Origin of the sequence: Thalassomonas actiniarum (assembly GCF_000948975.2) — a bacterium.
Taxonomy (GTDB): domain Bacteria; phylum Pseudomonadota; class Gammaproteobacteria; order Enterobacterales; family Alteromonadaceae; genus Thalassomonas; species Thalassomonas actiniarum.
Genome location: NZ_CP059735.1, coordinates 1195842 through 1208630, shown reverse-complemented (window position 1 = coordinate 1208630; position 12789 = coordinate 1195842). Strand labels below are relative to the sequence as shown.

Annotated in this window: 11 protein-coding genes; 7 read left to right on the top strand and 4 right to left on the bottom strand. The window is 47.1% G+C overall.

The features are described 5' to 3' along the window. Positions 1-72 precede the first annotated feature (72 nt). The 6 genes from SG35_RS05305 to SG35_RS05280 all read left to right on the top strand — a co-directional run bounded on the left by SG35_RS05305 (position 73) and on the right by SG35_RS05280 (position 6423). Complete coding sequence (locus SG35_RS05305; RefSeq protein WP_044834756.1) at positions 73-516, top strand: DNA polymerase III subunit psi; 444 nt, start codon at positions 73-75, stop codon at positions 514-516. Next, the gene (rimI, locus tag SG35_RS05300; protein ID WP_044834755.1) at positions 513-989 is read left to right on the top strand and encodes a ribosomal protein S18-alanine N-acetyltransferase; all 477 of its coding nucleotides are present in this window, start codon (positions 513-515) and stop codon (positions 987-989) included. The genes SG35_RS05305 and rimI overlap by 4 nt, the downstream gene beginning before the upstream one ends. A 207-nt stretch (positions 990-1196) precedes the next feature. Continuing rightward, positions 1197-2777: a peptide chain release factor 3 gene (gene prfC / locus SG35_RS05295; RefSeq protein ID WP_044834754.1), complete on the top strand. Its 1581-nt coding sequence runs from the start codon at positions 1197-1199 to the stop codon at positions 2775-2777. 86 nt (positions 2778-2863) lie between these two features. Next, positions 2864-4603 carry an arginine--tRNA ligase gene (gene argS, locus SG35_RS05290; protein WP_044834753.1) on the top strand — a complete coding sequence of 580 codons (1740 nt, stop codon included), beginning with the start codon at positions 2864-2866 and terminating at the stop codon, positions 4601-4603. 169 nt (positions 4604-4772) lie between these two features. Continuing rightward, entirely contained in the window at positions 4773-5528 is a 756-nt protein-coding gene (locus SG35_RS05285) for a substrate-binding periplasmic protein (protein ID WP_044834752.1), read from the top strand. Positions 5529-5622: 94 nt separating this feature from the next. Continuing rightward, positions 5623-6423: a TatD family hydrolase gene (locus tag SG35_RS05280; RefSeq protein ID WP_044834751.1), complete on the top strand. Its 801-nt coding sequence runs from the start codon at positions 5623-5625 to the stop codon at positions 6421-6423. Positions 6424-6450: 27 nt separating this feature from the next. Here the strand turns inward: SG35_RS05280 and SG35_RS05275 are convergent, their stop codons facing one another. Next, positions 6451-7083: an AhpA/YtjB family protein gene (locus SG35_RS05275; RefSeq protein WP_044834750.1), complete on the bottom strand. Its 633-nt coding sequence runs from the start codon at positions 7081-7083 to the stop codon at positions 6451-6453. Between the two features lie 113 nt (positions 7084-7196). On the opposite strand from SG35_RS05275, the gene serB reads away from it, so the two are divergent. Next, positions 7197-8270: a phosphoserine phosphatase SerB gene (gene serB, locus SG35_RS05270; protein WP_236702659.1), complete on the top strand. Its 1074-nt coding sequence runs from the start codon at positions 7197-7199 to the stop codon at positions 8268-8270. A gap of 156 nt (positions 8271-8426) precedes the next feature. On the opposite strand, the gene SG35_RS05265 is transcribed toward serB, so the two are convergent. The 3 genes from SG35_RS05265 to SG35_RS05255 all read right to left on the bottom strand — a co-directional run bounded on the left by SG35_RS05265 (position 8427) and on the right by SG35_RS05255 (position 12688). Continuing rightward, positions 8427-8852, bottom strand: coding sequence for a type 2 periplasmic-binding domain-containing protein (locus SG35_RS05265; RefSeq protein WP_044834749.1), 426 nt, complete (start codon positions 8850-8852; stop codon positions 8427-8429). Between the two features lie 10 nt (positions 8853-8862). Further along, on the bottom strand, positions 8863-9972 hold the full coding sequence (locus SG35_RS05260) for a hypothetical protein (RefSeq protein ID WP_152646741.1): 1110 nt from the start codon (positions 9970-9972) through the stop codon (positions 8863-8865). A gap of 247 nt (positions 9973-10219) precedes the next feature. Beyond that, positions 10220-12688, bottom strand: coding sequence for a PilZ domain-containing protein (locus SG35_RS05255; RefSeq protein ID WP_044834747.1), 2469 nt, complete (start codon positions 12686-12688; stop codon positions 10220-10222). Positions 12689-12789: the final 101 nt, after the last annotated feature.

Here is a 12789-nt window from a genome sequence, read left to right as displayed (position 1 = left end):
TTGAATAATACTGTTTTTATCTTTTATCTGTTATATCATCTGTGGCTAATATGAAAGCTTATTCGATAAAAAATGGCCGTAAGTAAACATCAGTTTCAACTGCTCAGTGAAATGGGTATCGCGTTATGGCAGCCAAGAACCGCCGAAACTTCTGCCCGGCCCTTGCCAGAAAAAGAGTCTAAAGAAAATGCTGCAGAAAAGTCAGGCAACAAATTTGCCGATAAAGCAGCCCTTCCCGCTAAAAAAGATCAGCAAAAGAGCACGCCCCCGAACTTTGACGCTCTCATGGCCCAGCCCTTATTTCATGATATTCTCCTGAGTATCGGGCTCTCTGTCGGCGAAGTCACTGCCACTGAGGAGCAACTGGATCTGGGATTACTGCACTGGCAATTTAGCCCGGAGCAAGAGTTAGCCTTATCAGACAAGGTATTAACGACCCCGCCCATCCAGGTATTAGCCGCCAGCGGCACACTAAAACGCCAGCTTTGGCAATTACTGCAAGAACACAGCTTATGACCTTACGTTTTTCCCCGGTAACCCCGGATGATATCGATCGTTTAATGGCGATTGAAAATGCCTGCCACAGCCATCCCTGGAGCCGGCAGGTCTTTAGTTCCTGCATCGGCGGACGTTATTTCGGTCATTACCTTGTTCAAGGAAAAAGTCTTACCCGGGAACACAGCGGGCAAACGCCGGCGATCCTGGGCTTTTATATCGGTGATTATATCGCCGGCGAAAGCACCCTGATGGATATTTGCGTGCATCCGGAGCAGCAGGGGCATGGCTTTGGCAAACAGCTACTGCAACATTATATTGAACAGGCTAAAAACCTGGGGGCGGAAAAAGCCCTGCTGGAAGTTCGGTCCCGCAATATCAGCGCACAAATGATGTATATCAATAACGGCTTTAGTGAAATCGGTCGCCGCACCGGTTATTACCCCAGCACTATAGGTTATGAAGATGCCATAGTGATGGCCCGGTCGTTATAATTACGGCGAATAACTTTATTTAGCCGGATAAGGGATATGGCTTTTCCGGCAAAAGCCCGCCCGGCCATCCGTCAGGTAGCCACCCGGTCTCCCGCCAATAAAATTTTCCGTGAAAGTTAGCGATTAATTGCTGCCCCGCAGCCGTCTTTTCGCTATACTACTGCGCTTAAAAATTTATTCTCGTCTTTATTTTATCAGGTAACTCGCATGTCTGTACAACAGCAAGAAGTCGACCTACGTCGCACTTTCGCTATCATCTCGCATCCCGATGCGGGTAAAACCACCATTACCGAAAAAGTCTTGCTGTTCGGCCAGGCTTTACAAAAGGCCGGTACGGTAAAAGGCAAAAAGTCGGGGCAACATGCCAAGTCCGACTGGATGGAAATGGAAAAAGACCGGGGGATCTCTATTACCACCTCGGTGATGCAGTTCCCTTATAACGATTGCCTGGTAAACCTGCTCGACACCCCGGGGCACGAAGATTTCTCCGAAGATACCTACCGGACCCTGACCGCGGTCGATTCCTGTTTAATGGTCATCGACACCGCCAAAGGTGTCGAAGACAGGACCATTAAACTGATGGAAGTCACCCGCTTGCGGGATACCCCTATCATTACCTTTATGAATAAAATGGACCGTGATGTCCGTGACCCGATCGAAGTTATGGACGAAGTCGAAGACATTTTAAAAATAAAATGCTCCCCGGTCACCTGGCCCATCGGTATGGGTAAAGAGTTTAAAGGGGTCTATAACCTGTTAGACGACGAAACTATCCTGTATCAGTCCGGTCAGGGACATACCATACAAGAAAAACGGGTGATTAAAGGCCTGGATAATCCAGAGCTTGATCAAGCCATCGGCCATTATGCCGACGACCTGCGTGAAGAGCTGGAGCTGGTTCTGGGCGCTTCCCATGAATTTGATCTGGACGAGTTCCTTAAAGGCGAGCTGACCCCGGTATTTTTCGGTACCGCATTAGGCAACTTTGGCGTTGACCATATGCTCGACGGCCTGACCAAGTGGGCACCTAAGCCCCTGCCCAGAACCACAGACACCCGGACGGTAAACGCCGAGGAAGAAAAGTTCTCCGGTTTTGTCTTTAAAATCCAGGCCAATATGGACCCCAAGCACAGGGACCGCATTGCCTTTATGCGTATCTGCTCCGGCAAATACGAAAAGGGCATGAAGATGAAGCAGGTGCGTATCGGTAAAGATGTCAAAATCGCCGATGCCGTTACCTTTATGGCCGGTGACAGATCCAACGTCGAACAGGCCTATGCCGGCGATATTATCGGCTTGCATAACCACGGCAGTATCCAGATAGGGGATACCTTTACCGCCGGGGAAATGATGAAATTCAGCGGTATTCCAAACTTTGCCCCGGAAATGTTCCGCCGCATCCGTTTGCGAGACCCACTGAAAGCCAAACAGCTGCAAAAAGGCCTGATCCAGTTATCGGAAGAAGGCGCGGTACAGGTATTCCGTCCGCTCAACTCCAACGACATGATAGTCGGGGCGGTCGGGGTATTGCAGTTTGAAGTCGTCGTGCACCGCCTTAAAACCGAATACAATGTCGACGCCCTGTATGAACCCATCAGCGTGGCCACCGCCCGCTGGGTAAGCTGTGAAGATGGCAAAACCTTAGAGCAGTTCCAGAAAAAGGCCTATGATAACCTGGCCCTGGACGGCGGCGACAACCTGACGTATATCGCCCCGACTATGGTGAACTTAAGCCTGGCACAGGAACGTTACCCGGACGTTGAGTTCCACAAAACCCGTGAACATTAATCGATTGTATTAGCAGCGCAATAACATCCGTTGCCTGGGCCGTTAACTTGAATAAAGGCCCCGGCAACCCGTAAGAGACAAACAAGATGAATATTCGTCAATTATTAAGTGAAAAAGTAAAAGCGGCCATGATTGCCGCCGGCTTACCTGAAGATACTAATCCGGCAGTCAGCCTGTCCAGCCGCCCTGAATTCGGCGACTACCAGGCCAACGGCGTTATGGGCGCGGCGAAAAAACTGAAAACCAACCCCAGAGAGCTGGCCACTAAAGTGGTAGAACAGCTGGATTTATCCGGTATTGCCGACAATATCGAATTAGCCGGCCCGGGTTTTATCAATATTAAACTGGCCGATAGCTGGCTTGCCGGGCAGCTGGCGCAAACAGGCGCAGACGAGAAACTTGGCGTCAGCCAACGGGAAAAACCGCAAACCGTGGTCGTGGATTATTCCGCCCCTAACCTGGCCAAAGAAATGCACGTCGGCCATTTACGCTCCACCATTATCGGCGATGCCGTGGTACGTGCGCTGGAATTTCGCGGCGACAAGGTGATACGTCAAAACCATATGGGCGACTGGGGCACACAATTTGGTATGTTGCTGGCCCATTTAAACGACAAACTCGCCGCCAATGAAGTGGCAGAAACCGCCTTATCGGATTTGGAAAACTTCTACCGCGAAGCCAAGGTGCGTTTCGACGAAGAAGAAGGTTTTGCCGACCGTGCCCGTGAATATGTGGTGAAACTGCAAAGCGGCGATAGCGAATGTGCCGCCTTATGGCAGCAGTTTATCGATATTTCCATCACTCACAGTGAAGAAATTTATCAGCTGTTAAATGTTACCTTAACCCGCGCCGATATTATGGGTGAAAGCAGCTACAACCACGACCTGGCCAATGTGATCAATGAACTGACCGCCAAAGAAATCGCCGTTGAAGATCAGGGCGCCAAGGTAGTCTTTATTGACGAGATGGCCAATAAAGACGGCGAGCCTTCGGTGTTTATCGTACAAAAATCCGGTGGCGGTTATTTATATGCCACCACGGATTTATCCGCCTGTCGTTACCGCAGCGGTGAGCTTAATGCCGATCGCATTATGATCTTCACCGATGCCCGCCAGGCATTACACTTTAAACAGGTAGAAATCGTCGCCCGTAAAGCCGGTTTCTTGCCTGAGCATGTTGAGTATCACCATTGCCCGTTTGGCATGATGATGGGAGATGACGGTAAGCCGTTTAAAACCCGCACCGGCGGCACCATTAAGCTGGCAGAGTTGCTCGATGAAGCCGTCAGCCGCGCCGGCGATTTAATCCGCGAGAAAAACCCGGATTATAACGATGAACAGCTCAAAGAAATCGCCCAAAAAGTGGGGATCGGTGCGGTCAAATTTGCCGACTTATCGAAAAACCGCACCAGTGACTACATCTTTAACTGGAAAACCATGCTCAGCTTTGAAGGCGCTACCGCCCCTTACCTGCAATATGGTTATGCCCGTATCCAGAGTATTTTCACTAAAGCCGGTATCGACAGCGATGACCTGAGCGGTAGCATCACCATAGCCGAGCCCCAGGAAAAGGCCCTGGCCTTGAAGTTATTACAACTAGAAGATGTCCTCGATGCCGTGATCTCCGAGGGTACTCCTAACCTGCTGTGTAATTACCTTTACGAACTGGCCAGTCTCTATATGAGCTTTTATGAAGCCTGTCCGATCTTAAAAGAAGGTATCGATAGCCAGGTTAAAGCGTCCCGTTTGCTGTTATGTAAACAAATCGCCGCCACCTTAAAACAAGGTCTGGACATCTTAGGCATAGAAGTGATGGAGCGGATGTAATTTAAGCAAGGTGTAGCAGCCGTTACACCTGATATCGGCGTTCTTTCACATCCATGTGATCACGTCATACATACATCCTGTATATAAAGCCGGCGGCAAAGCCGGCTTTTTTCATTATACTGATGTCAGTAACCAGTGATAAATGCCTCGAGATGGCTGATGCCCCAGTATGGTTAATGATGTTACCCGAATACTTTTACTCGCCAGCCTGCTGTTCGCACCTGCCTCATTTACCGGTCCGTTCGAAAACCTCTACTACACCACGGAAGATTACCCGCCGTTTAATTACCGGGAACAAGGTAAGCTCACCGGTATCTCTATCGAGATATTAAATCAAGTCTGGCAGGAACTGGGCGTTGCTCCGCAAAAAATAGATGTCATGCCCTGGGCCAGGGCATTTAAGGAGCTGCAGCAAAACAGCCATCATGTCTTATTTGCGGTCAGCAAAACGGCAAAAAGAGAGCAGATGTTTAAATGGGCCTGCCCGATCAGCACGGTACAAGTGGTGCTGGTGGCCCTGAAATCACGCAATATCACGATCAATCACCTCAATGAATTGAAAGACTATCGTATAGGTACCGTACGCTCTGACGCCGGTGAGCATATCTTAAGGCATGAAGTGGCGCTGGGCGATAATATCAGCAGTAATGTCTCGATACAGTCCAACCTGGTGTTGCTGGATAAAAACAGAATTCAGCTCTTTACCTATGACAGTTATGCCCTGCCCAATATGCTCAGGCAATACGGCTACGATCCCGAAAATTACCAAATCGTTTACCCGCTAAAAACCACCACCGCTTGCTTTGCTTTTAATAAAGCGGTTGATGACAAATTAGTACAAACATTCCAGCAAGCCTTATTAAAAGTTATCAGCAATGAAAAATATTCCTTGCTGTATAACAAGTATTTTCACTCCCCACGGTAATTGCCCCAGCCCCTAAACTTCACTTTCGCTCGCAGCAAGGCATAAAAATGAATACACTGGCATAAGAAGCCAAGCCGAGCAAAACCTTAACAACATGATATTTACCGACAGCCATTGCCACCTGGACTTTGATGAGTTTTCCAATCATTTGCCAGCATTACTGCAAGCTTGTCTAACCTCAGGCATTCACCGTATCATAGTACCGTCCACGGCGCCGGATAACTGGTCTAAAGTCATCACATTATGCAGGCAAGGTAACAACGGAGAGAACCTGGCTCCCCTGTTATTACCCTGCCTGGGTATCCACCCCTGGTTTTTATCCGGGTTAACACAGCAGCATCTTCAACAACTCGCTGCCTTAAGCCGGCAACATCGCCAGGATATAATCGCCATAGGGGAAACCGGCATAGACAAAGTTATCGCCGACAAAGCAGATAACCTGGCGCAGCAAAGAAGCTTCTTCGAATACCAGCTGCAATTGGCCAAAGACTGCCATTTACCTGTGATCGTGCACCACAGGCGCTCACACCATGAGCTTATTCCTTTGCTTAAACAAGGCAAATCTCCTTATGGCGGTATTATCCATGCCTTTTCCGGCAGCTACCAGGAAGCAAAAACCTATATCGATCTCGGCTTTAAACTCGGCATCGGCGGCACCATCAGCTATGACAGGGCAGTAAAAACCATCAACACGGTTAAACGCCTGCCTTTATCGGCCATTGTGCTGGAAACCGACGCTCCTTCGATGCCGTTAGCGGGGTTCCAGGGGCAAAGTAACAGCCCGCTCAAGCTGGTGAATGTGTTCGAGTGTTTAAAACATATACGCCAGGAACCGGCAGAGATTATTGCCGAGAGGATAGAAAGCAATATCAATGAATTATTTCAGCTGCCGTAAATGGCCGGTCAACTGCATGAGCTGATATTAGCGGCGATTATTGGGCTTTGCCAGCCGGTAGCCCTGGCGGCTGAAACGGCTAAATCCCCGGGTCAGTAAGAACCCGGTAAGCCCCGCCATAAGCAACATGACTCCGAGCAAGCGCTGACCGTCATAGTTAGTGGCATTAAGATCGGAAGTAAAAACGGACTTTTCAATAGAAAGACGCAAGTAGCCCCGTAACTTATCATTACGTAACTCTTGCACAAAAGGCACGTAAAGCCGGCTGCGATCTTCAGTTGCCGGGGATAAACCAAACAGCCCCTTCACGGTTTCTGCCTCGCTTGATTGCGCCAACAAGCGCCCCTGGAGATCATACAAGGAAACATCCTTCACCATAGGCGTCTGTCCCAGCTGCTCAATATAAAGCTGCAAGTCTTTCCTGTTATTTTCTTCCTGCTGACTTTTTTCCATTAACGTCAGCACCGCCACAGCTACCTGTTCCAGGTAAACATCGCCCAAATGTTCAAAATGCTGCTCGATTGTTGCCTGCCCGCGATTGTTCACCGCCAGCCATAAATTCATCAAAACAATAATAAACACAATCGCGATAGCTAATTGCAGAATTTTATTATAAATCGATGAAATTTTAGGGTATAAAGGCTGTTCGGATTGCTTCATAAAAACTTTATAGTGAAGTGAAGGTTTTCTTACACTATAGAGGGTTCTCCCTTCATTTTAAATGCCGGCGTGAACATATTTGTATTATTTTGTTAGCTAAACAGGGGCTTATAGTGTCAATTGCCACATATTCAATACCATTAGATAGTATCACCCACCTGACGCTGGAACAGTGCATTTCGCCGTCGGCAACCATAAACAAAAACCTCCGTTTTTTTCAACTCACTAATACAGATCTCAAAGTCGAGACCGGCCTTTGTACCGCAGATTTCCCCTTACAACAAAACAAGGAAACGATTCCCCAAATAAGTGTCGACCCGCAAGAGGCTCTGGAGCTGGTCGTCTTGGGGCAAACTAGTATCGGACAACTTCAGGGCCTGGTCACCGACAGCAACATTAAGATTAACGGCCTGAGCCGGATAAATAACCGTAACCAACAATCAAGCTACCGCTTTCAGGTCACGTGTCAGAACCCCGGGCAATCCCGGCAGTTACTGGCGCAGTTTTCTTTAAAACATAAGATAGAAGCTGCCCTGCTCAAAGATGCTCCCAGCTTAAGTAAGCCCGGGTTGCTGGTGATGGATATGGACTCCACCACCATAGAAGTCGAGTGTATTGATGAAATTGCCGCCCTTGCCGGTGTCGGCCAGCAGGTGGCGGAAGTTACCGAGCTGGCGATGCAGGGCAAGCTCGATTTTACCCAAAGCTTAGTACAAAGAGTTGCCCGGTTAAGGGGCGCCCCGGAATCTGTCCTGGCAGAGGTCGCGCGGGATATCCCTTTAATGCCCGGGCTGAAAATCCTGGTGGGCACCCTGAAACAGCATCAATGGCGGGTTGCCATCGCATCCGGCGGCTTTACTTATTTTGCCGATCACCTGTGTCAGTTGCTGGAACTCGACGGCGCCTTTGCCAATGAACTGGAGATCATAGACGGTAAGCTCACCGGTAAAGTCACCGGTGACATCGTCGATGCTAAAGTTAAGGCTCAAACCTTAAAAATACTCAGTGACAAGTTTGCTCTCGACCACAGACAAACCGTGGCCATGGGAGATGGTGCCAATGACCTGGTGATGATGAACAGTGCCGCCCTGGGTGTGGCCTTTAAAGCTAAACCCCTGGTACTGGAACAGGCCGACGTCAGCATTAATCACAGCGGCCTGGACTGTTTATTACATTACCTTAAATAAAAAGCTTGAAATAAACCAGTAATAGCCAAAGTCATTCTCTCTCCTTTATCTTTATTGCGAGAGAGGATGTATAGCGGTTATTTCGGGCCTTGCCTCCGGGAAATTCCCCCACCAGAGAACCAGCAATAATTGCGGCACCAGAGACAAACTCAGGGCTTAAAACTTGGCAATGACCTTTACCTCGCCGGTCACCTTACTTGCATCAATATAACCGATAAAACTCGGGTTGTTAGCGATCAGTTCAATCACTTCACCGGCCCCCTTGACTTCTTTTGGCGCCGAACCGTTGCCGGTAAACATCAGCTTAGTCCAGTAGGATTTTAATTGTGACGCCGATTTATGCAGCACCTTAGCGTTAAATTCCTTACTGATGTCCTGTCCGCTCTTCTGGTAAATAGGTTTCGCCGGAGAGCCGTCGCCAAAAGCTTTATTCTTTTTAAGAAAAATTTTAATAAGCTGAGCTTTATTCGGGGAGTTTTCATTGGAAGGATGAGCAATAATAGCCACTTCAGCCATAACACTCCAACTATTGGTTAACATGGCCAAGGCCAGTAAAGCCGGTACAAAAAATGATTTTTTCATCGTCAACCCCCTAGAAAACAAAGTCTATCGCCATCGACACTATGGTTACATCCCCGTCACCATCATCATCCGCTTTATAGACGGGATTAGGCTCCCGGGTAAAAGGGTTATAACCGGTATCATCAAAACGGCTGACATCAAACTTCAACGCCATGCCGGGCATAAAGTTATAACGCACGCCAATTGCGGTGGTATCGTGAGACTCCCAAGCCTCTTCCAGGTCAAACTTAGACCATAACAGGTAAGGTTCAAACTCATCAAAAGAATAACTGATACTGCCAAAATAGGATTTGTAAAAAGGCTTAAACTTATTGTATTCGGCAAAAAAATGAAAATTATCAAGGTGCCACTGCACAGAAACATCAAAAAACGAAATATCATACTCCGTATCGGCCGCCACTAAAGGGTCGCCATTTTCATCAACCGTACCTAAATCACTGATATAAGTGTCCTCAAACCCTAACACAGTAGCTAACCAGCCCTGCAGGTGCCGGGTTTCTTCAAGGTTCCCTTTTACATAAGAGCTTCTTACCACAAAAGTATCCATATCAAAATTAAGCACGCCGCCATAGAGGTTTTTAAATTCCCGATCGATTTGTTTAGGAAATAAATAACTGATAAGTTCCGAGTCCTCATCTTTCTCCCGCCCGAATAAGGCGGTAGCTTCTAAAACATAATCGGATATTTGAAAAGATTGCTTATAGCGAACGCCATTGTAGTTGGTCACATCGAGCGAGTATGTATCAGAAGGAATACGCAGCCAGGGATAGGCGTAACCGACATCCATGTATTCTGAAAAGTGATATACCGGAAGCCTTAACCTGCCAAGTTGTACTTTTTTATCATTATCAATTTGATAAGAGAGAAATAACCAGGAGAGCTCAACATCATAATCATTGGCAGAGCGCATAATAAGCTGCGAAGTGACACTGGTTTTTTCGTTTATATCGGCACTGATCTGTATGCCTAAACGGGTTTCTTTGGAAAAATCTACCGAGCTCCCTTCATAAATCGCCACGTTGGGATATTCGGCAATATAGCCATCACCTGAAGTCAGCTTCGCTGCCACTATTGAACCAAATCCATTTATTGAAACTTCCGCCAGTGAAGGAGTACTCATTAGCAATAAATACAATATAAAAAGAATTTTTTTCATTGTGATTCTCAAGTTGCTGATATCACATCTAACGTTAGTCAACTTCTTTATTTATGCAAATAAAAGCGCGCAGGCGGGAAAACAACAGGGCTTAAGCGATCGGGCAACCGCTTAGCCGCATAAAAAAACCAAAGTGTCACCTTTTACCAGAGAAAAAGTCAAAGCTCCCTTATCCAGGCAAAAGCCGCTAAGGCAGCCGGCACTCTCTCTGTTATAAAAGGGTAGAGGAATGCACCCCCTCAGGCACAAAGTTATAGCGGATCATCGCCTCGTGGGTAATATCCAGCAACTGGATAACCCCGGCAACACTCCAGATTTCCTGTTCGATTTGCTTGCCCCTGTGGATGGCATAAGAGCCGATATAACTGAGCTCGGGATTTAAGTAATCCATATCCGGCTCATCCGCCCGTGACAACTTCACCTGGACACAATAAAAGCTGCCGGCTTTTAACGCATCGCGGATAAAGGTTTTTCTGTCGTCGGTGGATTTTAATTCGCTGGCAAGCTTAGTCATCACCGCTTTTTCGACCATTTCGACATCATGGTTTATGGCAACATATAAAATTTCAGTGATCGGCTCATCGCCGGTTTGCATTTTTTTCAAACTGTTATTCATGATGTTAGTCGCCTGCAAATTACTGAGCAGCGGATATAAATTATAATACTGCTGGCGGTCGCTTAACCTGCGCATCAAAGACAGCAATTCGTTGTTTTCTGCGCTGCAGGCAATTGCCTCTATCTTATAACGGCTGCCGCTGGTTTGTACCACCAAAGAGGAAATATTCAGGCTATGACTGTAGACATTACGCAGCGCTTTGCTTAGCCCCGGCACTATCATGGCATATTCATCCGCCGTTAACTTGTCGCGGTTTTTTTCAATCAACAATTTAAAAAAACTGCGGCCGATATGCTGGTGCTGCTCAACATAAACCCGCAGGTTAATGATGGTCTTCTTTTTATTAATACACACGGTTTCATAAGGCAGCGACTTAAGATCAAAGGTGGAGGTGATTTTCTGCAATTTGGGGAAACTAAGATGAACAATATCGCCTTTTTTTAACACCGCCGGTTTATCCAGTTCTATCATTAACCCCGACACGGAAAAGTCATGGGAAATCCCTTGCCAGCTCACACCTTCGCTTTCAATGATCACCGGCGTTTTATAATTAAACCTGGGCTCCTGGCGCTGGTTGCGGTAATTGATCCCCAGTTCATCCACCGGATAAGGCTTGCTCAAACGCTTATGGCCGAAATTTTTCAGCTGGTTGATATCTATGCCTTCATAGGAAATCAAGCGGTAGTCTTCTACCAAACGTTCATCGGTAATATTATTCGCCACCACGATATAGGGTAGCTTGCCTAAAATGCCGAACACTTCCTGCGAAGGCGGCAAGTTCAGATATTCATCTTTTTTGGTCAGGGAGTCGGACAAGGTAAAGGGTGAATACGCCCGGCTGGCATCCAGCTCAAAAAAGCTTAATTCTGTGATGGCAAAAGAGTCCCTTGCGGCGGCAAAGCCCAAAAAACGTTTCATAAAGTCTTTATCGTCTTTCAGTTGCTCCTCGTCTGCGCTATAAAAATAAGACTTTCCCTGATTGTAATGAATAAAGCTATAAACCAGTAAAGAGTTTTCCAGCAGGCGTTTTTTCTGTAAGCGCTCGATCCTGTCTTTGTTGATCAAACAATGTAAGGTCACCTGGTGTTTTTCATCCTGCCAATACTGATAGCTGGGCTGATTGTTGCCGGAAGTCAGCACATAACGCGGCACCAGCTGCCCCTGGTTTTCTTCGACAAAGACCGGCAATTCATTGGATTTAGGTAAAACAAACTGCTCCATGCTGCGCGCCTGGAGCGCGTTAATGGTATTATCCAGGTTAATTTTATAGCGCCTTTTATTGCCCTGAATAAAGCCGCGCAGGAACTTGATAAAGCTGTCATCAGCGGGGGCATCAACTCTTTTCACGGAAACCAGCAGCTGGTTATTCTCTTCCTGAACCTGCAAAACTTCATAGTTAAAGCTGTTTTCAAAACCAAATTGGAACTCTTGCTCCAGGCCGACAAAACGTATGCCAACCACCTGGCCGACATTAAGCACACACACCGCAGGCAAACGAAATTTACAACCATGCACACTGATATCCGAGCTGGTAGACTCAAGCTCAGTATCATCGTCTAAGATCACCAGCAGCGGCACCGCAAAGTTCATCCGCTCTTCGCGCCGGTTATGATACTCCCCTAAACGATATAAAGTTGCCGGATATTGATTTTTTTCAAGCGGCTTGATTTCTCCCTGGCTTTTCGCCAACTGCAACTGTGCTTTTTCTTTTTGGTAGATCACCCGAAAATTGTTTTCGGTATTATTTACGGCTTCATAAACCGCCAGGGTATAATCACCGTAAAAACCCAGATTCTCTTCAAAGACCTTAATCGCGATGGCATCTAGAAAGTGGACACTGCCATCATGTTCATAAGGACGGCAATCGCCGTCAACATGGCCACGCAAGTCAATCAAACGGGTACAGGGGGTTGCCAGGCGCTTTAATTCCATTTTCAGCAGAAATTTTTCTGTCTTCGCCAGGTGCTCGGTGGCCGCATTAAACTCTGCCTCAAAGCTGGCATTTGCCACCCGGCCGCGAAACTGGCTAATTATATTTTGATACTGAGAGAAATCTTTAGTCATTTACGCTTATATATCATCATAATGGAACAAATGCTTATTCAGGTTAACACCATAAACTAATTATAATTTGATTCGTTAAAAAGTAAGCAAAATAAAGCTAA

What these genes read in the sequence shown, in the direction of transcription:
- SG35_RS05305 (WP_044834756.1), top strand. Translation starts at nt 73, where the DNA reads ATGGCCGTAAGTAAACATCAGTTTCAACTGCTCAGTGAAATGGGTATC.
- rimI (WP_044834755.1), top strand. Translation starts at nt 513, where the DNA reads ATGACCTTACGTTTTTCCCCGGTAACCCCGGATGATATCGATCGTTTA.
- prfC (WP_044834754.1), top strand. Translation starts at nt 1,197, where the DNA reads ATGTCTGTACAACAGCAAGAAGTCGACCTACGTCGCACTTTCGCTATC.
- argS (WP_044834753.1), top strand. Translation starts at nt 2,864, where the DNA reads ATGAATATTCGTCAATTATTAAGTGAAAAAGTAAAAGCGGCCATGATT.
- SG35_RS05285 (WP_044834752.1), top strand. Translation starts at nt 4,773, where the DNA reads ATGGTTAATGATGTTACCCGAATACTTTTACTCGCCAGCCTGCTGTTC.
- SG35_RS05280 (WP_044834751.1), top strand. Translation starts at nt 5,623, where the DNA reads ATGATATTTACCGACAGCCATTGCCACCTGGACTTTGATGAGTTTTCC.
- SG35_RS05275 (WP_044834750.1), bottom strand. Translation starts at nt 7,083, where the DNA reads ATGAAGCAATCCGAACAGCCTTTATACCCTAAAATTTCATCGATTTAT.
- SG35_RS05265 (WP_044834749.1), bottom strand. Translation starts at nt 8,852, where the DNA reads ATGAAAAAATCATTTTTTGTACCGGCTTTACTGGCCTTGGCCATGTTA.
- SG35_RS05260 (WP_152646741.1), bottom strand. Translation starts at nt 9,972, where the DNA reads ATGAGTACTCCTTCACTGGCGGAAGTTTCAATAAATGGATTTGGTTCA.
- SG35_RS05255 (WP_044834747.1), bottom strand. Translation starts at nt 12,688, where the DNA reads ATGACTAAAGATTTCTCTCAGTATCAAAATATAATTAGCCAGTTTCGC.